Source organism: Methylobacterium sp. Leaf91 (genome assembly GCF_001422815.1).
In the GTDB taxonomy this organism is placed as follows: domain Bacteria; phylum Pseudomonadota; class Alphaproteobacteria; order Rhizobiales; family Beijerinckiaceae; genus Methylobacterium.
Genome location: NZ_LMMP01000045.1, coordinates 37953 through 62937, shown reverse-complemented (window position 1 = coordinate 62937; position 24985 = coordinate 37953). Strand labels below are relative to the sequence as shown.

The window sequence follows — 24985 nt, the reverse complement described above, 5'->3', positions numbered from 1 at the left end:
TACGCGGGCCACCTTCCCCCGCGGAGGGGGGAAGGAGATGCGCGCCAAAGGTCGCTCAGGCTTCCAGGCGCTCCCGCAGCCACGCCAACGCACCCTCGGCATCCGGCACGCTGTCGACATCCGGCTTATCGGGCGGGCGTACGATCACCACTGGCACGTCGAGCGCGCGGGCGGCGGCGATCTTGCCGTAGGTGGCGGGACCGCCGGAATTCTTGGTGACCAAGACCTCGATTTGCCGCTCCGCGAGGAAGGCTGCTTCGGCCGCCTCGTCGAACGGACCGCGCGCGGCGATCTCGGTGAGGCGCGGCACGGGCAGAGCATCGCCGATCGGTTCAATGGCGCGGACCAGGTAATCGTGCTGCGGAGCAGTCGCGAAGGCACCGACTTCGAGGCGCCCGATCGTCAGGAACACCCGCCGGGGCGTCTCGCCGAGGGTGCGGGCGGCCTCCGCCATGGTCTCGACCTCGGTCCAGCGGTCCCCCTGAATACGCTCCCAGGCCGGGCGGCGGATGGCGAGGAGCGCCACACCGGTCCGCTCGCAGGCGAGCGCCGCGTTGCGGCCGATCCGCGCCGCGAACGGATGCGTGGCGTCGATCACCGTCTCGATCCGGTTCTCGGCGATCCACGCGGCCAGGCCCTCGGGGCCGCCGAAGCCGCCGATGCGGGTGGGGACCGGTTCGCGCTTCGGCGCGCTGGTGCGGCCGGCGAGCGACAGGGTGGCGTCGATCCTCGGATCGAGCCCCTTCACCAGAGCGCTCGCCTCGGTGGTGCCGCCGAGGATCAGAACTCGCATCGTCGCCCTCTCCCTATCCGGCAACCTTGTCCATGAGCGCCACCCCCGTGTCGAGCACCGCCCCCTGGCTCACCATCGTTGGGATCGGCGAGGATGGGCGGGCGGGCCTGAGCTCCACCGCCGCAGCCGCCCTCGACGGGGCGGAGGTGATTTATGGCGGAGCCCGCCATTTCGCCCTCGGGGCACCGTTGAGGGCCGAGACGCGGGTCTGGCCGCGCCCGATCTCCGACGCTTATCCCGGCCTCCTCGCTCGGCGCGGACGGCCCACCTGCATTCTCGCCACCGGCGACCCGTTCCATTACGGCATCGGCGCAGAGATCGCGCGGCTGCTGCCGTCGGCCGAGATGTGCGTGTTCCCCCACCCCTCCGCCTTCAGCCTCGCGGCGGCGCGCCTCGGCTGGCCGCTGGCCGAGACCACCTGCCTCACCCTGCACGGGCGGGCATTGGAGCGGATCGTACCCCACCTCCAGCCCGGCGCCCGCCTCCTCGTCCTGACCTGGGACGAGACGACGCCGGAGGCCGTCGCCGCCCTGCTCACGGACCGCGGTTTCGGCGCCTCTCGCCTCGTCGTCCTCGAAGCCATGGGTGGCCCGCGCGAGCGCCGCCTCGAAGCAAGGGCCGATGCGTTCTCCCTCACCGGGATCGATCCGCTCAACACCCTGGCGGTGGAGGTGGTGGCCGATGCCGACGCGCGCATCGTCTCCCTGAGCCCCGGCCTCGACGATATCTGGTTCGAGAATGACGGCCAGCTCACCAAGGCCGATATTCGCGCCGTGACCCTCGCCGCGCTGCGACCCCGCGCCGGCCAGCGCCTCTGGGACATCGGCGCCGGAGCCGGCTCGATCTCCATCGAGTGGATGCTGCGCGGTTCCAGCCTGCGCTCGCTGGCCATCGAGGCGAACCCGGCCCGTGCGGCGCGGATCGCCCGCAACGCCGCCCGCCTCGGTGTACCGGACCTACGCGTGGTCGAGGGCGAGGCGCCCGCCGCCCTGGAAGGGCTCGAGCGGCCGGACGCGATCTTCATCGGCGGCGGCGTAGCGCGGCTTGGCGTGCTCGACCACGCCGTCGACGCCCTCAGGCCCGGGGGCCGGCTGGTCGCCAACGTCGTCACCCTTGAGGGCGAGGCGGTCCTGCTTGGCGCCTTCGCCCGTCTCGGCGGACAGCTGAAGCGGCTATCGGTGGCCCATGCCGACCCGGTCGGCCATCTCCACGGCTGGCGCGCCGCAATGCCGGTGACGCAATGGGTGTGGACGAAGCGGTGACGGGCGGCTGGGCGGTGCCTGACGCGCTTCCCCTCCCCCTTGTGGGGAGGAGGGGCCCGCGACTTGTCTGACGATGATCCGGCCCTTCGAGATACGTGGGCAACCCGTCTCATCGTAGCCGGCATCGGCTTCCGGCATGGCGCCATGCCCAACGAGATCGTCGCCCTGATCCACCGCGCGCTTGCTGAAAGCGGCCATGTGCCGGACCGGCTCGGCGCGATCGCCACCGCTGAAGACCGCGCGAATGAACCGTCGATCGTCGAGGCCGCCGCTGTGTTCGGCCTCGCGCCCGTCGGACTATCACCCGCCGAGATGATCGCAGTCGATGGGCGCGTACCCACCCGCTCGGGCCGGATCGAGGCGAGCCGGGGGGTCGGATCGGTGGCGGAAGCCGCCGCTTTGGCCGTGGCCGGCGAGGGCGGAACCCTCATTCTGCCGCGCATCGCGTCACCAGCGGTGACATGCGCCCTTGCGCTTCCCGCGTATTTCGCCACTCAAGCGGGATGACCGTACATTTCATCGGCGCCGGCCCCGGTGCGGCCGACCTCATCACGATCCGCGGGCGCGATCTCATCGCGCGCTGCCCCGTCTGCCTCTATGCCGGTTCGCTGGTGGCGCCGGAGATCCTGTCCTGGTGCCCGTCCGACGCCCGCATCGTCGACACCGCCCCCCTCGACCTCGACGCGATCGTGGCCGAGATCACCGCCGCGCACGAGGCCGGGAAGGATGTGGCGCGGCTGCATTCGGGCGACCTCTCGATCTGGAGCGCCCTGGCCGAACAGACCCGCCGCCTCGACCGGCTCGGCATTCCCTACACGGTGACACCGGGCGTGCCGTCTTTCGCCGCCGCCGCCGCCCTGCTCCGGCGCGAACTCACCGTGCCGGGCCTAGCCCAGTCGGTGGTCCTCACCCGGACCTCCGGCCGCGCCAGCGCCATGCCTGAGCGCGAAACGCTCCAAGCCTTCGCCGCCACCGGCGCGACCCTGGCCCTGCACCTCTCCATCCACGTGATCGAGACCGTGGTGACCGAGCTTGTGCCGTTCTACGGGGCGGATTGCGCCGCCGCCGTGGTGTTCCGGGCCACTTGGCCGGACGAACGCGTCATCTCAGGTACCCTCGCCACCATCGCGGAGGATGTTCGCGCCGCCGGTCTCGAGCGGACGGCGCTGATCCTCGTCGGCCCGGCCCTCGCGGCCAGCGAGTTCCGCGAGAGCGCGCTCTACTCCACCGATTACGACCGGCGCTTCCGTCCCACGGGGCAGCCGGCCCCCGGAGTCGAGTCATGACGAATACGGACCGATCGCATCCGCCCGGCCTACTCGTTGCCGCCCCACGGTCGAGCTCGGGCAAGACCACCGTGACGCTGGCATTGATGCGGGCGCTCGCCCGGCGCGGCCTCGCCGTGCGCGGCGCCAAATGCGGGCCGGACTATATCGACCCGGCCTTTCACCAGGCCGCCACGGGCTATCCCAGCGTCAATCTCGACAGCTTCGCCATGCCGGATGCCATGCTCGATTCGGTGGCGGCGATGGCGGGCCATGGGGCCGATATCGTCATCGCCGAAGGCTCCATGGGCTTGTTCGACGGCATCGTCGCCAGCGAAGGCCGAACCGGAGCCAATGCCGACATCGCCGCCCGCTACGGCTGGCCGGTGCTCCTCGTCGTGGACGTCTCGGGGGCCGCCCAATCGGCCGCCGCCGTGGCACTCGGCTGCGCCCGCTACGATCCCCGCATCCGCATCGCCGGCGTCGTGCTGAACAAGGTCGCCAGCGCCCGCCATCGGCGTCTGGTCGAGGCCGGACTCGCGCGGGTCGGCATCCCGATCCTCGGAGTGCTCATGCGCGACGCGACCCTCGCCCTGCCCGAGCGTCATCTCGGTCTGGTGCAGGCCCGCGAAACGGGAGACCTCGCCGCGCGGCTCGACCGCCTCGCCGATCTGGCGGAGGCGAGCCTCGATCTCGACGCCATCTTCGCAGCCGCGTCGGGACGCCTGCCGGACGTGTCGGATGCCGCCTTGCCCCCTCCTCCGGGACAGCGCATCGCCATCGCATCGGATGAGGCCTTCTCGTTTCTCTATCCGCATATGGAGGCGGGCTGGCGCGCGGCGGGCGCCGAACTGGTCGCCTTCTCACCCCTCGCCGACGAGGCGCCCCCGGAGGGCTGCGACGCCTGCTGGCTACCGGGCGGATATCCTGAGCTTCATGCCGGGAAACTGGCAGCGGCGGGCCGGTTCCTGAACGGCCTCCGGAGCTTTGCCAAACGCAATCCCGTCCATGGCGAGTGCGGCGGCTACATGGTCCTCGGACGCAGCCTGGAAGACGCGGCCGGCGTCACGCATGCGATGGCGGATCTGCTTCCGGTCGCGACCTCCTACAAGGTGCGGCGACTGCATCTGGGCTACCGCGTGGCGACGCTCGTCGGCGACGGCGCCCTCGGAAGAGCGGGTTCACGCCTCGTTGGCCACGAGTTTCACTATGCGAGCGAGCTCACACCTCCACCGGGCGAAGACATCGCCTTAGCGGCGGTGACCGACGCGGAAGGCGTTTCGCAAGGGATGGCCGGCCACCGATGCGGTCGCGTGTCCGGAAGTTTCTTCCATCTCATTGGATGATGTAAAAACGTTCAAACAGCCACGGGGAGCTCTGAACGTTTTCCCATCTTTGCTGCGGTCCGGACGAGCGCCAGAACATCACGCCGAAGCTGGTCGTCCTCAATGGACGCGTAGGCTTGAAGAAGCTCGATCGCTCCATGAGCGCTCAGGAAGCCGAACACTTCGGATTGCGTTCCGCCCGCATCATCTTCCTCGAAGAACGCCGAGACCGGAACCTCCAGAAGGCGGGAAATCTCGCGGAGACGCCCGGCACCGACCCGGTTCTGCCCCTTTTCGTACTTCTGGACCTGTTGGAACGTTACGCCAACGGCGGTTCCGAGCGCGGTCTGGCTCAGGCCGCGGGCCTTACGCAAGGCGGTGATTCGCAACCCAACTAGGCGGTCGACGTCGGTGGTTTGCTTGGGCATCATCACTCGTTTCAGTGCTCAATACGGTCTTGGCCGGCTGTTTCGATCCCCAACCAAGTCGCCATCTGCCACGCGACTCATTCGGAAGGGTTAAGGGTCACACGAATGTGAGTCTATCATCTTCACGGTCCGCCCCGGGAGGGCCGCCAATGTCCTGGAACATCCAAAGAACACCATCGGTACGATAGGATCAAGCATGCGCGAAAACAGCTTGACCACAAATGAGGCAAGGATGGCAAGAGTGACCGCAAATTTGCCCATGCAAACGACGGTCGCCCAGTGAAGCCCCGATGTAAATGAAATGAATCCGCTCTTCTAACTCATGATGCTAATGACGCAAAAAGCACTATTTAGATGGAAATTAATCGTTTTCATATTATTTTTTAATCCGCCTCTTAAGGCCTAGGATAGCACCCCAGGCGGCCGGTCGACCCTCGGACTGGCCTGACGAAGAAGGTCCTCGATGTTCATCGCTATGAATCGATTCAAGGTCGTCCCCGACGCAACAGAAGAATTCGAACAGGTCTGGCTCGGTCGTGATAGCCAACTTGGCGAAATGGAAGGCTTCGTAGAGTTCCAGCTGCTTCGCGGCCCAGCCTATGAAGACCATGTCCTTTATGCATCCCATACCGTTTGGGCCTCCAAATCGGCTTTTGAAGCCTGGACCCGGTCAGAGCAGTTTCGAAAGGCGCATAGCCGGGCACCCTCGACGAAACCTCTCTATCTCGGCCATCCCCAATTCGAGGGCTTCGAGCCCATCCAGACCTTGGCCAAGACGGAGGATGGATCCTCGTCCCGGACACATCCCGAAACCGTCGCCTGATCGCCCTTCCTCGCTGCTGCATCCTCCGGCTCACGCGGTCTGAAGTATATGGTGCACCAGCACGCGACGGGTAGGTCCGCCAGACCTTGCATGCACCTCCTTCGCTTGGCCAAGGTAAAGCTGCACCGCGCGGCAGGCGCTGCAATCGCCTGCCGGTCCATCTGTATCGGCGGCAATCCGCTTTCGGGGCTGCGCGAGTTGGTCCTGCCGTCGACAAAGCGGTCTTCCGGCTTCGCAAGATGAGTTTTCTACTTGGAAGCCGCCGTTCAGGTCGATGAGACCACCCAAATGCCGGATCGGCGCGAGGGAAGTATCGAGGCCGAGCGAGCCTCGGTCGCACGACAATTCCCCAGGTGACCGCCCCTCCGGGCGAGGCGGCAGTTCCGGCACGACGCCACCGGGTCCGAGCTTTGCGGACCTGGCAGAGATAAGGTTGGCCGGACGGGATACTGACCCGTTCTGGCACGATCCTGGTCTCCCTTCGGTACACGGCGTCCCAGATGTTCCAGCAACGTCTTCCCGAAATCTACGAGAGCCTGCCGTCGGCTCAGAGCGCCCGGCGTGATGCCTGGGCGGCGGTCCTTCCGCGACGGTGGGGAGGTACGCTCCGGTTCGGCCTGTCCATGGCGTTAGCCGCCTCCGACCTCGCGGCGATCATCGTCACCGCCTATCTCGTGGAGGCGATCTACTACGAGTTCGCGTTCGACCAGCAGATCACCACGGGAATGACCGGGAGCTTCCAGCTGGGGGCCCTGGTGGCCGTCTTCGTACTTCTGACCAATCTCGTTCGCGACGAGTACAGGATCGAGACTCAGCTCACCCAAGGCCCCCATCGCCGCCGCATGGCGAGCCTCTGGCTGGCCGCCTGGGCGATCGTTCTCGTCGTCGGTTTCGCGACCAAGACCACGACCGAGTTCTCGCGCGCCACGGCCATCGGTTTCTTCCTGGCCGGTCTGCCGGCCCTCTACCTGTCCCGTCTCGTCGTCGTGGGCCTGATCCGGCAGACCACGAGCCCGAGCTCACCGTCGATCAATCGCATCCATCTCGTCGGCTTCGAAGATGACATCGCCAGCTTCCACGCCAATAACGACGCAGAAGCCCTGAACCTGCGCGTGGTCGGAACCAGCTACCTGCGGCGGGTCGATCCACGCGAGGACGCCTCGGTGCGCCAGAGCCAGATGGCGGAGGATCTCGACCTCGCGGTGTCGGTGGTGCGCTTCCTGCGGCCCGACGACGTCTTCATTCTGGTTCCCTGGACGGATGCGGCGGATATCGAGCGTTGCACCGAGGCGTTCCTGCGCGTGCCGGCCGCCCTTCACCTACGTCCCGGCTCGGTGATGGACCGTTTCCCTGATCTCAAGCTCGCGCGGGTCGGGCGGCTGTCGGGCATCAATATCGGGCGCCGGCCGCTCAGCTTCACCGAGATCGCTTTGAAACGCGGCCTCGACATGGTCCTCGCCGCCATCGCGCTGCTCCTGCTCGCACCGCTGCTGGCGTCCATTGCCCTGCTGATTAAGCTCGACAGCCCCGGGCCGGTCTTCTTTCGCCAGCGCCGCTACGGCTTCAACCAGCAGGCGTTCGGCGTGTTCAAGTTCCGCAGTATGAAGACGGAGCAGAACGCCATCTTCCGACAGGCGACCCGCCACGATTCACGGATCACCCGGATCGGCGCCATCCTTCGCCGGACGAACCTCGATGAATTGCCCCAGCTCATCAATGTCCTGATGGGGGAGATGTCCCTGGTGGGTCCGCGTCCTCACGCCCTCGCCCACGATCGCAGCTTCGAGCGGCGGATCGCCCAATATGCCCGTCGCCACAACGTGATGCCCGGCATCACCGGCTGGGCACAGGTGAACGGTCTGCGCGGCGAGACCCTGACCGATCTCGACATGGAGCGGCGTGTGAACCACGACCTGCATTACATCGACAATTGGTCGGTCTGGCTCGACATCCAGATCATGATCCAGACGGTCGTCTCGCGCAGGGCCTATCGCAACGCCCGCTGAGCCCCATGCATCGGGTCGCTATGGGCTCGGCTCACGACCGGAGCAGGAACCGCACTCGCCCTCGACTTCGAGGATTCGGCTCGACGGCTTGAAGCCGGCCTTCGCCAACGTCCTGTCGAGTTGGTCATCCACTTCCGGCGAGGTCGTCTCGTCGATGCTGCCGCAGGTCCGGCAGATTAGGAAGACGAGCCCGGCACCGTCCCCGTGCTGGTGGCCGCAGGAGACGAAAGCGTTGCGGCTGGCGATGCGGTGGACGAGGCCGTTCTCGGTGAGAAAATCGAGGGCACGGTACACCGAGACCGCGGCGACCCGGCGCCCCTGCCCGCTGAGACGCTCCGCGATGTCATAGGCGCCGAGCGGCTTCGCCTCGGACGCCACCGCCTCGAGGACGTCCCGCCGCAGCCGCGTGAATTGCAGGTCGCGCTCGGCGCAGAGACGCTCCGCCCGTGCGAGCGTGTCTGTGGCATTGCCGCAGCAGGCGGCATGCTCGTGGACGGCACTATGGTCGTGCACGCCATCCTCCCCTGATCGCCGGTCGATATGGTCCGGCACGTTGAACTGATGCGATGTTACAGTGTATCAGCACCAGAGATAGTTCGCCGCCCCCGTTCGGACAAATCTGGCCCTTTCCTGGTACCCGAACCGCTGTGACGCGTCCTCCCCAGATCAAACCCTCCCCCCGTCGTTCCCTGTTCCAGGCCGGGGCCGCCTCGCGACTGGTCCTCGCCGCGATCCTGTCCGGGCTGGTCTGGGGGGCGATCGTCTGGGCCATGGGATAACGATGACACACGCCCCCGCTCCGCCCGGCGCCATCGCCTTGCGTGGTTTGACGCTCGGCTACGATCGCCATCCCGCCGTGCATCATCTGGACGGGATTATTCCCGCCGGAGCCCTTCTCGCGCTTGTCGGTCCCAACGGCGCGGGAAAATCGACCCTGCTCAAGGGGATCGTCGGTGAAATCCGCTGCCTCGACGGACGGATCGACCGGCCCGGTGGTGTTGATGCCATCGCCTACCTGCCCCAGGCCGGCGAGATCGACCGCAGCTTTCCGTTGAGCGTCCTCGATCTGGTGGCGATGGGACGCTGGCGGCGCCTCGGCTTCTGGCGCAGCGCGCTCCCTGACCGCCGGACGCTGGTCAGCGCCCTCTCGGCCGTGGGCCTCCTCGGCTTCGAGGACCGGCTGATCGGCACCCTGTCCGGCGGTCAGTTCCAGCGCGCCCTGTTCGCGCGGCTCATCGTCCAAGACGCTCGCATCATCCTCCTCGACGAGCCGTTCACCGGGATCGACGGGCGCACCACGGCCGATCTGATCGCCCTGATCCGCGGATGGCATGGGGAGGGACGCACCATCGTCGCGGCCCTGCACGACTTGCATCAGGTCAAGGCACATTTTCCGACGACGCTGCTACTGGCCCGCGAGCCGGTGGCCTGGGGCGAGACCGGAACGGTGCTGACCCGGGAGAACCTCGCGCGCGCGCAGGCCCTGTCCGAGGCCTGGGACGAGGACGCCGCCATATGCGGGCGCGGCGACGGGCATCACCATGCACCACCCCCTTCCGAAGGCGGGGACCTGCATGATCACGCTCACGATCATCCTCATGGTCACGCGCACGATCATCGTCACGACCACGGACACGCCGCGTGATCGATCTCCTGTTCGGTCCCTTCATCGAGTTCGGCTTCATGCGCCGGGCGCTGGCCGGCTGCTTCGCCCTCTCTCTGTCGGCCCCACCGGTGGGGGTCTTCCTCATGCTGCGGCGCATGAGCCTGATGAGCGACGCCATGAGCCACGCGATCCTGCCGGGGGCGGCGGTGGGCTTCCTCGTTGCCGGCCTGTCCCTGCCGGCCATGACCATCGGGGGCCTCGCCGCCGGTCTGTTCGTGGCGCTGCTCGCCGGCATCGTCACCCGGACGACCTCGATCAAGGAAGATGCGAGTCTCGCCGCCTTCTACCTGATCTCCCTGGCGGCCGGCGTGCTGCTCGTCTCTCTGCGCGGATCGCAGATCGATCTCCTGCACATCCTGTTCGGGACGGTCCTGGCCCTCGACGATCCGGCGCTCATGCTCCTCGGCGGGATCGCCACGGTGACGCTGTTCGCCCTCGCCGCGCTCTACCGCCCCCTCGTCATGGAATGTGTCGACCCGCTGTTCCTGCGCACGGTCAGCCGTGCCGGCGGGCCGGTGCATTACGCCTTCCTCGGCCTCGTGGTGATGAACCTGGTGGGGGGCTTCCAGGCCCTCGGTACGCTGCTCGCGGTGGGACTGATGCTGCTGCCGGCGATCACCGCGCGGTTCTGGGCGGCCGACCTGTCGGGCCTGATCCCCATGGCGATGGTGGTGGCGATGGTGTCGAGCTTTGCCGGACTCACCGCCTCGTATCGCGCCGACCTGCCCACAGGGCCTGCGATCGTGCTGGCGGCGGGAAGTCTCTACCTCATCTCGCTCCTGTTCGGACCGAGGGGCGGCCTCGTCTGGCGCTTGTTCAAGCCGCGCCACCTCGAAGGCTAGCACCGGACCTCCCTGGTCCCGACCATGGGTCGGGGTCAGGGATACCTGGTCAAAGTCTACACGCTGAAGAGGCTCATGAGGCCCGAGACGATAGCGTAGACGAAGCCGGCGTTCAGAAGCACGCCGACGGCACCGACGCCGAGACCCATGACGACCAGCAGGCCATCCCGCTCGACGAGGCCAAGGCCGACGAGGCAAATGGCCAGACCGAGGGGGATCTGTCCCACAAGAGGCGCTGCCACGACCAGCGCCAGGGACAGGGTGAGGAGGATCAGCCCCACCGTCCGCATGCCGAGGCCGGTCTCGAACAGGCTCATACGCGGACGCGACCAGCGTTCCAGGCGCCGCAGCAGCGGCACCGCGCGCTTGGCGGCACGCTCAACGTCGCTCCGGGCGATCGAGCGGCTCAGGAGCGCGCGGGGCAGCCAAGGCGACGACATCCCCGCCGTGATCTGAACGGCCACGAGCAACAGCAGCAGGCCGCAGACCAGGGGGATCGGCGGGGGCATCGGCAGGCAATTTGGCAGGCCGAGGATGACGATGAGCAGGGCGAAGGCACGGTCCTTCAGCACCGCGACGATGTCGCCGATGGTCAAGCGATCCGTCTCCTGTGCCGCGAGCACCGTGAGAACTTCGGACGTTCGAGCAGCTGGTGACAAGAAACTCGGCCTTTGGCGACGGTCCTGCCGCGGGCTCTATCCTAGTCCCCGCCCGACGCCAACCGAATCAGCTTTGACCTCCATGCGGCATCGCGGGTCCACCATTGCCGATACGGACGGAACATACCGGCAGATCGAACACGGACGCCCCACAACCTAAAATCAAGCAAACAAATCCTGAAGTTTTATCAAATAGAACAAAAGCAAAACGGCGCCTGTTCCCGAATCGTATTGGGCGGTCTATGCGCACGACCCACAGTCCAATATTCACGAACCAGTACAACTTCTCATAGGATGTCGTACATTTGTCCTCCGGTAATACGGAGGGAGAAGGGACGTGGGACGACCGGCCAGATCGACGAGACGGTCACTGCATTCGGCTCATCCGATACTCATGTGCTGCGCCGCACTCTGCTGTGGCCTCGTCTCGAACCCGGCTCAATCGGAAGAGGGCTCGATCTCGGCACTGATCTTCGGCAGCCTCGATGCCGGAGCATCCCCCTTCATCACGGCGGGCGCGAAGATCACGTTCGACGGGCGCGATCGGGACGGTTTCGCTATCCTCGCAAGCGGCGGCGCAGGGGCGAGGGCCGAACGCGGCCCGACGATACGGGGCATTTCCACGGATCAGACGCGCCTTACGGCGCTCGGAGCTGTGCTCGCCGGATACCAATGGTTCCGCGATTGGGGCGTGGTCGCCGCTTTCGCTGGTCCGGAGGGAAGCATCGAAGTGGAGCGGAACGTCGTCGGCACGCTGGTTCTGCCCGACCGCTACGGCATCAGGCTGCACGGGGAGGTCTGGGCGCGGCCGACGCAAACCACTCTTCTCACCGCCACTGCGATCCTCGGCTCGACGCGCCAGAGCGCCTGGGGCCGGCTCGCCTGGGGTCATGGCCTGTGGGGGACCTATCTCGGCCCGGAGGCTACCGTCTATCTGGATGGAAGCGGCTACTCGAAGTTCGGGATCGGTGTCCACGCCACCGACTTTCGCATCGGCGACGTGAGTTTCCGCGCCTCGCTCGGCTACCAGACCGAAACCGATGGCGGGGGAAGCCCCTATGTCACCCTGGCCGTCTGGCAGCCCTGGTGAGATTCAGGGCGGGGCGGGACGCATCTCCGGGCCGGCCAGGAAGCGGGCCGCATCAGTCGTGATCTCCTCCCGTCGCTGCTCGCCCAATCCGTCGAGGGTACGGTAGGGCATCGCCATCCTCGGGTTCCCCGCCAGGCGGTCTGCATTTTCAATGAGGAAGTTCCAGTAGAGGTAGTTGAACGGGCAGGCGCTGTCGCCGGACTTGGCAGCGACGTCGTAGGTGCAGCCCCGGCAGTAATCCGACATCCGGTTGATGTAGGCACCCGAGGCCGCATACGGTTTCGAGCCCATGACGCCGCCATCCGCCCACAGGACCATGCCGTGGACGTTGGGCAACTCCACCCATTCGTAGGCATCGGCATAGACCACGAGATACCATTCCTCCACCTGCGCCGGTTCGATCCCGGCCAGCAGGGCGAAATTGCCAGTCACCATCAGCCGCTGGATGTGATGGGCGTAGGCATGGGCCCGCGTCTCGGCGACGCATTGCGCAAGGCAGTTCATGCGCGTCTTGCCCGACCAGTAGAACCAGGGCAGATCACGCTTGGCGCCGAGGGTGTTGGTCTCGGCATAGGCCGGCATCCTGGCCCAGTAGAGCCCCCGGACGTATTCGCGCCATCCGAGGATCTGGCGGATGAAGCCCTCGACGCAGTTGAGCGGCGCTGCTCCCTCGTCATAGGCGCGGGCCGCTTCCCGGCAGACCTCCCCCGCCGTGAGCAGGCCCGCATTCAGTGCCGGCGAGATCAGCGCATGGTAGAGAAACGGCGCGCCCGACTTCATCGCATCCTGGTAGTCGCCGAAACGCGGAAGACACTCGGCCAGGAAGTGCTTCAGAGCGACGACGGCGTCGGCGCGGGTGACGGGCCAGCGGAAGGCATCGAGATCGCCGAAATGCCCGGCGAACCTGTCCGCGACCAGGGCGATGACCTCGGACGTGATCGCATCGGGCGCGAAGCCCGGGCGTTCCGGGGGGCGGTGCCCGCGTGGCAATTTCTTCCGGTTGTCGTGGTCGAAGTTCCACTGGCCGCCGATCGGCTCGCCGTCCTTCATCAGGAGGCCAGTGCGCTTTCTCATGCCGCGATAGAACGTCTCCATCCGTAGGGCGTGCCGTCCCTCGGCCCAGCGCGCGAAATCCGAGCGCGGACAGAGGAAACGGTTGTCCTCGCGAAGCTCGACGGGCATCGGCAGGTCATCACGCCATCCCTGCATCATCTCCCAGACGCGCCACTCGCCGGGCTCGGTGACGACGATCCTGTCGGGTTCGTGCCGCGCGACCGCTCGCTGGAGTTCTCCGGTGAACGAGCCGGTATTGCCCGGCGCATCGAGGCGCACATAGTCGACGGTGATGCCCTCGGCCTCCAGATCGGCCGCGAAATGGCGCATCGCCGAGAACAGGAAAGCGATCTTCTGCTTGTGGTGCCGGACATAGGTCGCCTCCTCCCACACCTCGACCATGAGAACGATGTCGGAGTGCGGGTCGAGATCGGTGAGCGAGGAAACGCGGCGGTGGAGCTGATCACCGAGGACGAAGCGGAGCGTGCGTTGGTGGGTCACCCCTTCGTACGCAGGGCCGAGCGACCGCCATCCGCGCCGATGATCTGGCCGGTGATCCACCCGGCTTCCGCCGAGACGAGGAAGGCGGCGAGCGCACCGATATCGTCCGGCGTGCCCAGGCGCTGGAGGGCGTGCATGGATGCGATCCCGGCGGCCAGCGTCTCGTTGCCGGTGATCGCGGCGGCGAGCGGCGTGCGCGTCAGCGAGGGGGCGACGACGTTGATCCGGATCTGAGGGCTGAGTTCGGCGGCGAGGGACAGGGCGAGACCCTCGACCGCCCCCTTCGCCATGGCGACCGAGGCATGGGCCGGAAAGCCCTGTGCCACCGCCACGGTGGAGAACAGGACGACGCCGGCTCCTGTCTCGCCCGCACCAGCTTTCAGCGCCGGCGCCGCGGCCTGGAGAGCGAGAAGAGCGCCGAGGGCGTTGAGCTTGAAATCCGTTACCGCGTCGTCGACGGTCAGCTTGGCCAGCGGCTTCAGGTTGATCGTCCCGACCGCGTAGACGAGGCCTGCGAGCGAACCGCCCGCTTCCTGCGTCACCGTGGTGAAATGGGCGGGGTCAGTGACGTCGCCGGCCGTGAAGGTCGTGTCTCCCAGACGGGCGGCGGCGTCTTCGAGGCGCTGGGGATCCCGTGCCGCGAGATGCAGCGGGATACCGCGCTTACGCAGGGCCTGCGCCGTGGCCATGCCGATGCCGCCGGTTCCGCCGTAGATCACAACCCGGTTCATGACCGCTCCCATTCCCTGCCGGATCGGTTAGGTAAGGCGGATCATGCTGCCGTGGAGCCTGTGAGGCCCCATCCGTAGAGTCGCACGTCTCGCAACCACGCCCCGGGGATGTTCATGAAGTTTGCCTTCGCCGGCATCGATTTCCTCGGAGGCGTTTTCGAAGCGCTGGTGGAAGCCGGATGGACTCCGATCAAGCTGTTCACCCGGCCCTGCGACGGGCTCTACGATCACAACGAGGCGGTCGTGGCCCAGAGCCGCCGACATCGCATCCCGATGCAGCTTTCCCGGATCAAGCTCGCGGATCTCGATGCCCTGACGCAGACCCACGGGACGGACTGGGCCTTGGTGGTGGCCGGTTACCCCTGGCTTATCAAGGGCTGGCGCAACCGGGCCGCCTACGCCCTGAACTTCCATCCCTCGCCCCTGCCGGTGGGGCGCGGCCCCTATCCCCTGTTCAAGGCGATCACCGATGCACGCGACAGCTGGGGCGTGACGGCGCATGTGCTGGCCGAGGAGGGGTTCGATACCGGCGACATTCTCGCGCAGGAGACCTTCGCGATGGCGCCGCAGGAGACCCACGAGACCCTGTTGGCCCGATGCCAGATCGCCGCCCGGCGGCTCGCCTCGGGACCGATTGCGCGTGACCTGCCGGCGCGCTGGCAGGCAGCCCAGCCCCAGGGCGAAGGCTCCTATTGGGCCCGTGCCACCGATGCGGACAGGACCCTCGATTTCCGCACCGACGTCGAGGCGATCCTGCGGCGGATGCGGGCCTTCGGCACCATCGAGACCATTGCGCGGCTGGGCGACAACTCCATCTTCGTGGCGGCGGCGGAGGGCTGGCGCGAGCCGCACCGCCATGCGCCGGGAACGATCGTTCACCGCTACCGCCGCCACGTAGTGATCGCCGCGCGCGACGGCTTCATCCAGATCACCCGCTGGAGCCCGGTCGCCGTCGCGGATGTCGGGCAACTCGGGCGATAGGACGAAATTCCCATGTCGCGCATGCGCAAGAAGGCGGATCTGCCCACCAAGGTCTGCGCCGCCTGCGGCAAGCCCTTCGCCTGGCGCAAGAAATGGGAACGTGTCTGGGACGAGGTCCGCTACTGTTCCGACCGGTGCCGGAACGAGGCGAAGCGGTCGGGCAAGGCCTCCTGATCAAGCACCGGCGGCAGCGATCAGGGCCGTCTGCGTATCGATGTCGAAGGTGACGGCGGCATCCATCTCCCATTCGACGACGTCCGTCCGCGCCGCGAGGAGACGGCCGGCACCCTGGTCACCGGTGAGCGAGGCCAGGTCGGGTGCGAGGAGCGCGCGATTCAACAGAACCGGGTTTCCGCGCACGCCGCGATGGACCGGGACAATGGCGGCGGGCACCGGATCGGCAGCCAGGAAAGCGGCGGCCAGGGTGGCGAGGTGGGACGGCCGGACACGCGGCATGTCCCCCAGCATGACGATGATTCCATCGGGACCCGGCAGGGCGTCGAGACCGCACCGCAGGGAGGTCGACAGCCCGTCCGCATAGGCCGGGTTGTCGATGAACCGCAGGTCGAGGCCGGCAAGTGCCTGCCGGATTGCTGCGCCATGCGCGCCAATTACGACCGCCACGGGCCCGAGTTTCGCCGCGACCGCTGACTCGGCCGCGTGGCGCACGAGTGGCTTGCCGTCGAGGGTGCCGAGCATCTTCGACGCTTGGCCGAAACGCGTCCCCCGCCCGGCGGCGAGGAGGAGGATGCCGATCCGATCAGGCATCGTCCGTCATGCCCTCGTCCAGCGCGCTTTCCTCGCCTGATCTAGGCTGCGGACGGGACACGATCTCCATGAGCAGGCCTCCGACACCGAGCCCGACGATATCGGCCCGGCTGACGACGAGGCCGGCGAGAAGGCGGTGGAGAATCCAGTCGAACCCATTCTCGGCGGGCGAGCGCGCGCATCCCGGCGCACCGATGACCGGGACGTCGCCGATACGGCCGACCAGAAGCAGGTTGCCGGGATCGACGGGCATGCCGAAATGCTCCACCTCACCGCCCGCCGCCTCGATACCGGCGGGGATGACGTCGCGCCGGTCGGCGATGGCCGAAGCGCCGAACACCACGACGAGATCGGCCTCGTCGCGGGCGATGGTCTGGCGAAGGGCGGCGGCCATGGCGCCAGCCTCGTGCGACACCCGGATATCCGAGACGATCCCGGCCCCGGTCGGCGCCAGCCGGCGCTCGAGGTTGAGCAGGGTCTTGGCGATGGTGGTCTCCTTCAGCCCCGGCAACAGGGTCGAGACGACGCCGACCCGGCGACGGCGATAGGGGATGACCGTCAGTGCCTCGGGCGTCGCGATCCCACACGCGCGCTCAAGGGCGGAAGCCGAGACGGCGTAGGGGATGATCTTGACCGTCGCCACCATCTCGCCGGGGATGACAGGCCGGAAAGGAGGCAGGGTCGCCAGCGTGATCGCCGCGTCCACCCCGTTCACGGCGTCGATGACGGCGCGGTCGATCATCAGAAGGCCCGGCACCTCCGCGTGGAGATTGCAGCGTCCCGTGAAAGCGGGACTTGCCGAAAGGCCAGCCCCCGCGACCCGGCCGGCGAGGCGGGCGGCGGCCTCGTCCTCGCCGACATCGCCCGCCTCCAGGGTCACCGCCACCACACTGTCGAGGCCGGCCTCACCGAGACGGCGCGCATCCTCACTCCCGATCGGCCGCCCCTTGCGGACGATCACATCGTCGGCCCGCAGAGTATGGGCCGCGATGAGCCCCGCGGCTTGCGAGATCGCGACCGAACCGAACTTCAAGCGGGAACTCCGGGCTTGGTAGCGCGCGGATCGGCGCCGCGCAGGGTGGAGACGACCTGCGCCAGGATCGAGACGGCGATCTCGGCCGGGCTCACGGCGCCGATGTCGAGGCCGATCGGCGCCTCGATCCGCCCGATCTGTTCCGACGAGAACCCCGCCTGCGACAAGCGTTCGACCCGCGCGGCATGGGTCTTCCGCGAGCCGAGGGCACCCACATAGAAGCACTCGGCCTTCAGGGCGGCGATCAGCGCGGGATCGTCGATCTTCGGATCGTGGGTCAGGGCGGCGACGGCACAATAGCGGTCGAGGGGCGGCACGGGTCCGGCCAGGGCTTCGTCCGGCCAGAGCGGCACAAGGGAAACCTCAGGAAAACGCTCGGGGGTGGCGAAGGCCGTTCGCGGGTCGATGACGCTCACCGAAAGGTCGATCGCCGCCGCCATCAGGCACAAAGCCTGACTGATATGCACTGCCCCGATGAGGACGAGCCGGACCTTGGGAGCCTGGACTGTGAGGAAGAGCTGCCGCCCCTCCACCTCGACGAGGCCGCTCTTCCCCGAGGCGAGGCGCCGCGCCAGGATGTCGGCGAGGGGATCGGCCGGGATCTCGGCCTCGCGGACCACACGCTGGCTGCCGTCATCGAGATCGGTGATGAGCAGCGCGGCGCGGCGCGCGGCGCGCTCGACATTGAGGGCACGGAGAGAATCGAGTTGCATGGCGCCGCTTCAGTCGATGCGTTCGACGAAGACGCGGATGCGCCCGCCGCAGGACAATCCCACCCGCCAGGCGGTCTCGTCGGCAACGCCGAACTCGATCACCCGCGGCCGTCCATCGGAGATGGCATCCAGTGCCTCGGTGATGACGGCCCCCTCGACGCAGCCGCCAGAGACCGAGCCGAGGAAGTTTCCGCCCTCGTCGACGACGAGGTGGCTGCCGACCGGGCGAGGCGCGGAGCCCCAGGTCTCGACGACGGTGGCAAGCGCCACGCCGCGCCCGCTACGGCGCCACGACTCGGCCGCGTTGAGGATATCGGTTTCGGTGGAGAGCATGGGACACTCCGCGCGCTGCGCGTCTTCGAGCATGACGGCACTCACGCAACGCCGCCTCGGGGAGATAAGCTCCGGCGCGGATGGCACAATGCGGAGGCGAAGCCCATGCCATGCCTGCCGGACGTCCCATCTCCGAAACGTGCGGACAAGCACGGAGGAGGCGTCTCGTCGCCGGGGCGCACGCGCGCTTCAGGCCGCGCCAAATCCGCTGGCGCGCGCTATGAAGATCGGGCCCTCTACTCGCCAATCCTCCGGGCCCCGTTCCATGAGACCCTTTCTCCCCTCGGCCGCCGTAGCGATCCTCGCTGTGCTTGCCCTCTCACCCTCCGGCGCCGTGGCGCAGAGCGCCGCGCAGGCGCCGATCCGGATCGGGCTCTCGCTTCCCCTGACCGGGCCTGACGCCGCCTTCGGGCAGGGCCTCCGGGCCGGGGCCGAACAAGCGGTGGCGGATCTCAACCGCGCGACGGGAGCCTCGGGCCGGAAGCTCGCTCTCGTCGTTGCCGACGATGCCGGCGACGGCAAGCAGGGGCTGGCCGTCGCGCGGAAATTCGCCGCCGATCGCGTGCCCCTCGTCATCGGGCCGCTCAATGCCGCCGTGGCCGCATCGGCGCTGCCGGTCTACGAGGAAGCGGGGATCGTCGCTGTGACGGTCGGCATCGCCTGGCCCGCCTTGACCACGCGTGGGGCCTGGAACGTCTTCCGCCTCGGTGGTAGCGATGCGGAGCAGGGGCCGATCGCGGCGGGCTATCTCCTCGAGCGTTTCAGAGGGCGGCGTATCGGCCTCGTCCATGACAGGAGCACGTTCGGTCGGGGTCTCGTCGACGACGTCGCTCGCAGTCTCAAAACGAATGGACAGGCGGAGACTGCCTTCGAAAGCCTCGGCCGCGGCGACAAGGATCTCTCCGCCCTCGTCGCCCGCCTGAAGCGCGCCCGGATCGAGGTCGTTTATTTCGGTGGCCTTGCGCCGGAAGCGGGGCTGCTGATCCGTTCCCTGCGCGAAGCGGGTCTGGCCATTCCCCTCGTCGGCAGCGATGGACTGCTCGACAAGGAGTTCGCCGCCGGGGCCGGTCCCGGCGCCGAGGGGACCGTGATGACCCTTGCCCCCGAACCGCGAAAGCTGCCGGAGCCCAAGGGAGCGGCGGCCAAGCCGAGGAGTCCGGAGACCGACATGGTCGCGGCGCAGGGCTATGCGGCGGTCGAGATCCTCAGACAGGCCGTCGAGCAAACCAAATCGAATGAGGGCCGCAAAGTCGCGGCGTTCCTCCATGGCGGTGCGCCGCTGAAGACCGCCCTTGGCGAGGTCTCATTCGACGATAAAGGCCAGACCAAAGCGCCCGGCTACCAGCTGCAGGTGTGGAAGAAGACCCCCGACGGCCGTATCGACTACGCCGGCAATGTCGTGACGCCCTGATCCGGGCGAAAAGTGGCGCCTTGCCGCCAACCCGATGAGGCAGCTGTCGCCTCGGATTGGGACGAGCCGAGAGGATGACCGGGCAGTTGAAGCACCAACGAAGATTTCCCGGTCTCAGGACAGGATGTGCTTTTCTGTCGACGGGATACCGTTCACGGCGGTAAAAGCTTGCTTACGGAACGCGCGAACATTATGTCTCGCCGACGCTCGCCGGTGTTGCGCATCCGATGGGATCGGACCCGCCGCCCGCAGCGTTTTGCCGAACGGCTATGTTTTTGGTGTCCCGGAATGCCCCGTTCTGGCGTTCCGGCTGGAGAGTGTGGATGGCGAAAGAAGAGTTGATGCAGTTCGACGGTCTCGTGATCGAGATCCTGCCGGACGCACGCTACCGCGTGCAGCTCGACCAGGGCCACGAGATCGTGGCCTACACGGCCGGCAAGATGAAGAAGAACCGCATCAAGACTCTGGCGGGCGACCGTGTCACCGTCGAGATGTCGCCCTACGATCTCGAGAAGGGCCGCCTCGTGTTCCGTCACAAGGACGAGCGTTCCTCCGGTCCGCGCCCGCCGATCCGCGGCCAGTTCCGCCGCCGCTGAGCCTTACGAAAAGGCGGCCCCTGCTTCGAATATGCCGGGCCACCCGTAGGCGAAGCTATCTCCCCGAAGGTGCCGTCTCGTTTTACGAGATCGCTCCTACGGTCTTGGTCCCGGGGATCCGCTGAGCGGTCCCGGAACACCCGAGACCCCACAGAATCTCGCCCCTCCCGGACGCCTACCTCCCGAACCGCTCGAATTTCGGGAAGCTGCGGGTCATCAGAGTGCCGGCCTCGGCCCGGTGGCCCATCCACTTCTCCAGCAGTGCCGCGTTGGCGAGCCGCTCCTGACCGGCACTGTCGCGCCAGGGCAGGCCCTCGGCCAGGGTGAAGACATGGGCGTCGGTGAGCGTGCTCTGGCGGCAACGCTGCAGGCGCACCCCCTTGCCGCGCGACAGTTCCGGCAATTCCGACAACGGGAAGACCAGCAATAGCCGGTCGGCACTGCAGACGGCGACATGATCGCCGCTGCTGGCAGGCACGAGCAGCATGGCCTGGGCCGGCTCATCGAGCCCCATGATGCCCTTGCCCTTGCGGGTATTGGCCACCAGCGCGTCGGCGGGGGCCAGGAAACCGCGCCCATCCGAGCCCGCGATCAGGAGCTTGCCACCTGGCTGATACGGCAGGGCGGCGACGATCTCGGCGCCGTCGTCGAAATCCACCATCAAGCGGATCGGGTCACCGAAGCCGCGTCCGCCCGGAAGCTTCGCCGCTTCCAGGGTGAACACCTTGCCGTTAGAGGCCAGGACCAGGATCTTGGCCGTGGTCTCGCTGAGGAACGAGATCTTGAGCGCGTCATCGCCCTTGAAGGCGACGCCCGACAGATCGGCCACATGCCCCTTGAGGGCGCGGATCCAGCCCTTGGCCGAGACGATGACGGTGATCGGCTCGCGCTCCACCATGGCGGACGTGAAATCGATCCCTGCGGTGTCGGGCGGGTTCTCCAGGGTGGTGCGACGGGCTCCGATCTTGGTCTCGGGCCCGAAGGTCTTCTTCACCGCCCGGATCTGCTTGGTGATGTCCGACCATTGCATCTTTTCGGAGCCGAGCAGTTCCTCGATCCCGTCCTTCTCCTTGGTCAGCGTATCGAGTTCGCGCTTGAGCTCCATCTCCTCCAGCTTGCGCAACGAGCGCAGGCGCGTGTCGAGGATGGCGTTGGCCTGGAGTTCGGTGAGTTCGAACCGCTTCATCAGGGACGGTTTCGGCTCGTCCTCCTCGCGGATGATGCGGATCACCTCGTCGAGATCGAGATAGACGATGAGAAGGCCGCCGAGAATTTCGAGGCGGCGTTCGATCTGCCCGAGGCGGTGGCGCGAGCGGCGTTGGAGGACGACGCGGCGATGGTCGAGCCATTCGCGCAGGGCCTCGGCCAGCCCGATCACGCGCGGGACGAGACCGCCCACCAGGACGTTCATGTTGAGGGGAATGCGGGCTTCGAGTTCGGTGAGCCGGAACACGGATTCCATGAGGATCACCGGGTCGACGCTGCGCGAGCGCGGCTCCAGCACGACACGGACGTCTTCCGCCGATTCGTCGCGCACGTCCGCCAGCAGTGGCAGCTTCTTCTCCTGCAGCAACTCGGCCAGCTTCTCGATGAGCCGTGCCTTGGGAATGCCGTAGGGGATCTCGGTGACGACGATGTTCCAGGTGCCGCGCCCGGTATCCTCCTTCGCCCAACGCGCCCGCACGCGAAAACCGCCGCGCCCGGTACGGTAGGCCTCGGCGATCGACTCGGCACTGTCGATCAGAATGCCGCCGGTGGGAAAATCGGGCCCTTTCACGAAGGTGAGGAGCTGGGCCGACGTCGCCTCGCGATGGCCGATGAGATAGAGCGCCGCGTCGCAGAGTTCGGCCGCGTTGTGCGGCGGGATCGAGGTGGCCATGCCCACCGCGATGCCCTGGGAGCCGTTGGCGAGCAGGTTCGGGAAGGCCGCCGGCAGGACGATGGGCTCGTCCTTCTCCCCATTGTAGGACGGCCGGAAATCGACCGTGTCCTCGTCGATCCCGTCGAGGAGCAGGCGCGCCACCTCCGTCAGCCGCGCCTCGGTGTAGCGGTAGGCGGCGGGGCCATCTCCGTCGATATTGCCGAAATTGCCCTGGCCATCCACCAGCGGATAGCGCTGCGCGAAATCCTGTGAGAGGCGCACCAGCGCATCGTAGATCGCCTGGTCGCCGTGGGGATGGAAATCGCCCATCACGTCGCCGACGATCTTCGCGCATTTCTTGAACGCCGTGTTGGGGTCCAGGCGCAGGAGCCGCATGCCGTAGAGGATGCGCCGATGCACCGGCTTGAGGCCGTCGCGGGCATCGGGCAACGCGCGGTTCATGATGGTGGAAAGCGCATAGGCGAAGTAGCGCTCTTCGAGCGCCGACTTCAGTTCGACGCTCTCGATACCGTCGGATCCCGACGGTGGATCGAAGGGCTGGCCCATGACGAACTCCCGGGCCGGACATGGCCCATATCAGAACATAACGAGAACAGAACTTAATTGCTCTGCCTCCCCAACGCAACGAATCGCGCACGCTCCGCCGGAGGGGCGATGGCGCGGGGTCCCCAGATGTGCTGGTCGAGGAAATACCCCGTCAAGGTAAATCCATTGGCTACATCCCTCTCGTCCGGCGAGATGGAACCGCCCCGGCCCTTCTCCCGCTCGAGAAGGAAGCCCGGCAGCGCCAGCAGCCTGTCCCGGAAGGGCTCCCCGGCCGAGGCGCTGACAGCCCGCCCGGTCCTCGGCGAGACGTAGATCAGCGCATCGTTGCCACCCGTGGCCGCGCAGGCGGTGAGATCGAGGCCGAAGCCGAGCTCGGCCAGGATCGCGAGTTCGAACCGTACCATCAGGAGGGGGGCGATCACCCGGTCATCGAGATGGGCGATGAGCACGCGGGCCGCCTCGTAGAGAGCGGAATGGGAATCGCGCTCGGGCAGCAGACGCAGGAGCGCCGCCATATGGGTCACTCCGTAGAGGGCGAGCCCCGAGCCCATGAGCCGCGCCGCCGAGGATTCCAAAGGTTCCACCGCGAAGGCGCCGAGGCTCTCGTCGAGACGCGCGCGCCAGGTGAGGCGAACGTGGTTGCCGGTCTGGAGCACCGGCTGCATCCGCCGCGAACGCCCCCCATGGACGAGGCCGAGATGGCGGCCGTGGCACGCGGTCATGACTTCGAGGACGATTCCCGTCTCGCCCTGCTTGCGCAGCCCCAGCACCACGCCGTCATCGGTCCATTGCATGGCCCTCTCATTAAGGCGTGGCGGATGCGTTGGAAACGGGCCGACGGCATCGAGAAACGCGCTGGATTGTGGTGATCCATATATTCCCGCAGGGCGTGTCAAACGCTACGCTTCGGGGTCCGCCGTTAGGTGCTCCCCTCGCATGGTACTCTCCCGACATGGCATCGCCGGAAACGGCCCGTTGCTGCCGCGATCCATGGTCACTGTCGCGGCGATGGCATTCCTCGCCCTCACGCTCGCTGGATGCGGGCGACGCGAACCGGCTCCGGCTGCCCTTGCCAGCTTCACCATGCGCGAGCGGGTGGCTGCCCTGGCCCTTCGCCAGAGCGGCTTCGGTTCGATCTCGGTGATCCCGGTCCGTTTCGAGCATAGCCGCATCGCGGGACCGTTCCAGGACGATGGACGCACGCTCTACTGTGTGTCCGCCAGGATGATGGGCCGCCGCTTCCTCAAGGGTGAAAAAGCCAAGGTCGTCATTCGGGAGGAGGCCGGCAAGCTCAGCATCCTCGAGGATGTCGAGGAGGTCTGCGAGGGCCACCGGACGGAGCCGTTCAAGGAGCTGGAGGCGCTGGGGAACAGATAAGGATGTATGTTCTCCGGCAATGGCCGATGCAGTAACACGCGAGAAAATACCTGAAAGAACGATCTAGAAATGAAAGCCAAGCACGGCCTCCGGTTTCTAATCCTGCTGTTACTCTCCGTCCCCTCGCTAACGGCGGGAAACATCGTCGCCGTGGCACATACCCCTTACATGACGCAGACGGAGCGATTGACGCTGCCCGATGGCGAGCAGGGTGAAATCAGGCTCCTTCACGGAGATGGAATCCTCTTTTCTGATTCTGTTCGTCTTCTCGTTCTCGATGGCCGGGGGCGACCGTTAGCGCGCAGCGGCAAGTACTCCCTGATCTCCCTGATTTGCGACGGCACACCAAGATCCTGCCGAGGCTACGTCCACGATACAGCAGGGGTTCTGACGATTGATCCGTCTTCGTTCAGGTCGGCAGACACGACATTGCCGAGCGCGAGCGTCGAAGGCGACGACTTCATGTGGAGCATGGAATCGGGGAACGAGAGTTGGGGATTCGCGGCACGCATGGCGTCGCCCAGCGAGATCGTGTTTCGCGAGTCTGCATTCATCATGGAGCATCCGTATCTCCATGGCTCAGTGATGGGCCTTGGATGCCTCACGGCAGTCCTGGCATTCGTGGGCACCTGGCGTCCGACACATCGCAGCCGCTGGCTACACACTCTCTGGGCTTTCAGCATCCTGTTGCGCGCTATGACTGCGGCACTGGTTCTTTATCTGATATTCGCTCTTTTCGTCGTCATTCCACTCAGCCTTGTGTCGACGCTGCTAAGCTTCACCGTCGGTATTGCTATCGTCCTGGGAATACGAAAACATTGGGGTCGATCCGCATTGATCGTACCGGTTAGCAGCGTCCCGCCCTGAACGCATACGATCAAGGTGGCGGCTTGCTCCGACC

The 24985-nt window shown here is 66.8% G+C and carries 28 protein-coding genes; 16 read left to right on the top strand and 12 right to left on the bottom strand.

The annotated features are described in order from the left end of the window. Nucleotides 1–55 precede the first annotated feature (55 nt). Nucleotides 56–793: a cobalt-precorrin-6A reductase gene (locus ASF32_RS18800; protein ID WP_200919190.1), complete on the bottom strand. Its 738-nt coding sequence runs from the start codon at nt 791–793 to the stop codon at nt 56–58. 32 nt (nt 794–825) lie between these two features. Here ASF32_RS18800 and ASF32_RS18795 point away from each other — a divergent pair, with 32 nt between their 5' ends. From ASF32_RS18795 to ASF32_RS18780, 4 genes are all read left to right on the top strand, one after another. After that, on the top strand, nt 826–2055 hold the full coding sequence (locus ASF32_RS18795; RefSeq protein ID WP_056431870.1) for a bifunctional cobalt-precorrin-7 (C(5))-methyltransferase/cobalt-precorrin-6B (C(15))-methyltransferase: 1230 nt from the start codon (nt 826–828) through the stop codon (nt 2053–2055). A gap of 63 nt (nt 2056–2118) precedes the next feature. After that, nucleotides 2119–2562 (top strand): cobalamin biosynthesis protein, encoded by a 444-nt coding sequence (locus tag ASF32_RS18790; RefSeq protein WP_280136574.1) that lies wholly within the window; start codon nt 2119–2121, stop codon nt 2560–2562. After that, the gene (gene cobM, locus ASF32_RS18785; protein WP_056431866.1) at nt 2559–3341 is read left to right on the top strand and encodes a precorrin-4 C(11)-methyltransferase; all 783 of its coding nucleotides are present in this window, start codon (nt 2559–2561) and stop codon (nt 3339–3341) included. Before ASF32_RS18790 ends, cobM begins: the two co-directional genes overlap by 4 nt. Then, on the top strand, nt 3338–4666 hold the full coding sequence (locus tag ASF32_RS18780; protein WP_056431864.1) for a cobyrinate a,c-diamide synthase: 1329 nt from the start codon (nt 3338–3340) through the stop codon (nt 4664–4666). The genes cobM and ASF32_RS18780 overlap by 4 nt, the downstream gene beginning before the upstream one ends. Before the next feature lie 11 nt (nt 4667–4677). Here ASF32_RS18780 and ASF32_RS18775 read toward each other — a convergent pair whose 3' ends face one another. Then, complete coding sequence (locus ASF32_RS18775; protein WP_056431861.1) at nt 4678–5076, bottom strand: helix-turn-helix transcriptional regulator; 399 nt, start codon at nt 5074–5076, stop codon at nt 4678–4680. A gap of 460 nt (nt 5077–5536) precedes the next feature. On the opposite strand from ASF32_RS18775, the gene ASF32_RS18770 reads away from it, so the two are divergent. Continuing rightward, on the top strand, nt 5537–5896 hold the full coding sequence (locus tag ASF32_RS18770) for an antibiotic biosynthesis monooxygenase (protein WP_056431858.1): 360 nt from the start codon (nt 5537–5539) through the stop codon (nt 5894–5896). 500 nt (nt 5897–6396) lie between these two features. Continuing rightward, the gene (locus tag ASF32_RS18765; protein ID WP_056431855.1) at nt 6397–7902 is read left to right on the top strand and encodes an exopolysaccharide biosynthesis polyprenyl glycosylphosphotransferase; all 1506 of its coding nucleotides are present in this window, start codon (nt 6397–6399) and stop codon (nt 7900–7902) included. 18 nt (nt 7903–7920) lie between these two features. Here ASF32_RS18765 and ASF32_RS18760 read toward each other — a convergent pair whose 3' ends face one another. After that, nucleotides 7921–8415 (bottom strand): Fur family transcriptional regulator, encoded by a 495-nt coding sequence (locus ASF32_RS18760; RefSeq protein ID WP_056431852.1) that lies wholly within the window; start codon nt 8413–8415, stop codon nt 7921–7923. A 134-nt stretch (nt 8416–8549) separates the two neighbouring features. On the opposite strand from ASF32_RS18760, the gene ASF32_RS26925 reads away from it, so the two are divergent. From ASF32_RS26925 to ASF32_RS18750, 3 genes are read left to right on the top strand one after another with little or no spacing between them, the layout of a single operon-like run. Continuing rightward, nucleotides 8550–8681 (top strand): hypothetical protein, encoded by a 132-nt coding sequence (locus ASF32_RS26925; protein ID WP_280136573.1) that lies wholly within the window; start codon nt 8550–8552, stop codon nt 8679–8681. A 2-nt stretch (nt 8682–8683) separates the two neighbouring features. After that, nucleotides 8684–9547 carry an ABC transporter ATP-binding protein gene (locus ASF32_RS18755; protein WP_056431849.1) on the top strand — a complete coding sequence of 288 codons (864 nt, stop codon included), beginning with the start codon at nt 8684–8686 and terminating at the stop codon, nt 9545–9547. Between the two features lie 38 nt (nt 9548–9585). Next, nucleotides 9586–10410 carry a metal ABC transporter permease gene (locus ASF32_RS18750; protein ID WP_192216006.1) on the top strand — a complete coding sequence of 275 codons (825 nt, stop codon included), beginning with the start codon at nt 9586–9588 and terminating at the stop codon, nt 10408–10410. A 56-nt stretch (nt 10411–10466) separates the two neighbouring features. Here ASF32_RS18750 and ASF32_RS18745 read toward each other — a convergent pair whose 3' ends face one another. Further along, nucleotides 10467–11069 (bottom strand): exopolysaccharide biosynthesis protein, encoded by a 603-nt coding sequence (locus ASF32_RS18745; protein ID WP_280136572.1) that lies wholly within the window; start codon nt 11067–11069, stop codon nt 10467–10469. A 394-nt stretch (nt 11070–11463) separates the two neighbouring features. Between ASF32_RS18745 and bcsS the strand changes: the two genes are divergently transcribed. After that, entirely contained in the window at nt 11464–12159 is a 696-nt protein-coding gene (gene bcsS / locus ASF32_RS18740) for a cellulose biosynthesis protein BcsS (protein ID WP_200919188.1), read from the top strand. Nucleotides 12160–12162: 3 nt separating this feature from the next. Here the strand turns inward: bcsS and ASF32_RS18735 are convergent, their stop codons facing one another. Together ASF32_RS18735 and ASF32_RS18730 are read right to left on the bottom strand one after the other, a co-directional pair. Continuing rightward, entirely contained in the window at nt 12163–13713 is a 1551-nt protein-coding gene (locus tag ASF32_RS18735; protein ID WP_056431839.1) for a cryptochrome/photolyase family protein, read from the bottom strand. Next, nucleotides 13710–14444, bottom strand: coding sequence for an SDR family oxidoreductase (locus ASF32_RS18730; protein WP_056432393.1), 735 nt, complete (start codon nt 14442–14444; stop codon nt 13710–13712). The genes ASF32_RS18735 and ASF32_RS18730 overlap by 4 nt, the downstream gene beginning before the upstream one ends. A gap of 114 nt (nt 14445–14558) precedes the next feature. Between ASF32_RS18730 and ASF32_RS18725 the strand changes: the two genes are divergently transcribed. Further along, complete coding sequence (locus tag ASF32_RS18725) at nt 14559–15425, top strand: formyltransferase family protein (RefSeq protein WP_056431836.1); 867 nt, start codon at nt 14559–14561, stop codon at nt 15423–15425. A gap of 12 nt (nt 15426–15437) precedes the next feature. Beyond that, nucleotides 15438–15599: a DUF2256 domain-containing protein gene (locus ASF32_RS24815; RefSeq protein WP_200919186.1), complete on the top strand. Its 162-nt coding sequence runs from the start codon at nt 15438–15440 to the stop codon at nt 15597–15599. Here ASF32_RS24815 and ASF32_RS18720 read toward each other — a convergent pair whose 3' ends face one another. From ASF32_RS18720 to ASF32_RS18705, 4 genes are read right to left on the bottom strand one after another with little or no spacing between them, the layout of a single operon-like run. Continuing rightward, nucleotides 15600–16193 carry a nucleotidyltransferase family protein gene (locus tag ASF32_RS18720; RefSeq protein ID WP_056431833.1) on the bottom strand — a complete coding sequence of 198 codons (594 nt, stop codon included), beginning with the start codon at nt 16191–16193 and terminating at the stop codon, nt 15600–15602. Beyond that, the gene (locus tag ASF32_RS18715) at nt 16186–17226 is read right to left on the bottom strand and encodes a molybdopterin-binding protein (protein ID WP_056431831.1); all 1041 of its coding nucleotides are present in this window, start codon (nt 17224–17226) and stop codon (nt 16186–16188) included. The genes ASF32_RS18720 and ASF32_RS18715 overlap by 8 nt, the downstream gene beginning before the upstream one ends. Further along, the gene (locus tag ASF32_RS18710; protein ID WP_056431828.1) at nt 17223–17939 is read right to left on the bottom strand and encodes an XdhC family protein; all 717 of its coding nucleotides are present in this window, start codon (nt 17937–17939) and stop codon (nt 17223–17225) included. Before ASF32_RS18710 ends, ASF32_RS18715 begins: the two co-directional genes overlap by 4 nt. Before the next feature lie 9 nt (nt 17940–17948). Then, nucleotides 17949–18272, bottom strand: a complete 324-nt coding sequence (locus ASF32_RS18705) for an XdhC family protein (protein WP_056432390.1) — start codon at nt 18270–18272, stop codon at nt 17949–17951. 265 nt (nt 18273–18537) lie between these two features. On the opposite strand from ASF32_RS18705, the gene ASF32_RS18700 reads away from it, so the two are divergent. Both ASF32_RS18700 and infA read left to right on the top strand, forming a co-directional pair. Next, nucleotides 18538–19683 (top strand): branched-chain amino acid ABC transporter substrate-binding protein, encoded by a 1146-nt coding sequence (locus ASF32_RS18700; RefSeq protein ID WP_056431825.1) that lies wholly within the window; start codon nt 18538–18540, stop codon nt 19681–19683. 323 nt (nt 19684–20006) lie between these two features. Beyond that, a complete protein-coding gene (gene infA / locus ASF32_RS18695) occupies nt 20007–20279 on the top strand; it encodes a translation initiation factor IF-1 (protein ID WP_018045296.1) in 273 nt (90 codons plus the stop codon). A 175-nt stretch (nt 20280–20454) separates the two neighbouring features. On the opposite strand, the gene parC is transcribed toward infA, so the two are convergent. Together parC and recO are read right to left on the bottom strand one after the other, a co-directional pair. Continuing rightward, nucleotides 20455–22707, bottom strand: a complete 2253-nt coding sequence (parC, locus tag ASF32_RS18690; protein WP_056431822.1) for a DNA topoisomerase IV subunit A — start codon at nt 22705–22707, stop codon at nt 20455–20457. A gap of 53 nt (nt 22708–22760) precedes the next feature. Then, nucleotides 22761–23501, bottom strand: coding sequence for a DNA repair protein RecO (recO, locus tag ASF32_RS18685; protein WP_056431819.1), 741 nt, complete (start codon nt 23499–23501; stop codon nt 22761–22763). Between the two features lie 214 nt (nt 23502–23715). Here recO and ASF32_RS18680 point away from each other — a divergent pair, with 214 nt between their 5' ends. Both ASF32_RS18680 and ASF32_RS18675 read left to right on the top strand, forming a co-directional pair. After that, nucleotides 23716–24084 (top strand): hypothetical protein, encoded by a 369-nt coding sequence (locus ASF32_RS18680; protein ID WP_244477898.1) that lies wholly within the window; start codon nt 23716–23718, stop codon nt 24082–24084. Nucleotides 24085–24153: 69 nt separating this feature from the next. Next, nucleotides 24154–24951 (top strand): hypothetical protein, encoded by a 798-nt coding sequence (locus tag ASF32_RS18675; protein WP_056431812.1) that lies wholly within the window; start codon nt 24154–24156, stop codon nt 24949–24951. The last annotated feature ends 34 nt before the right edge of the window (nt 24952–24985 follow it).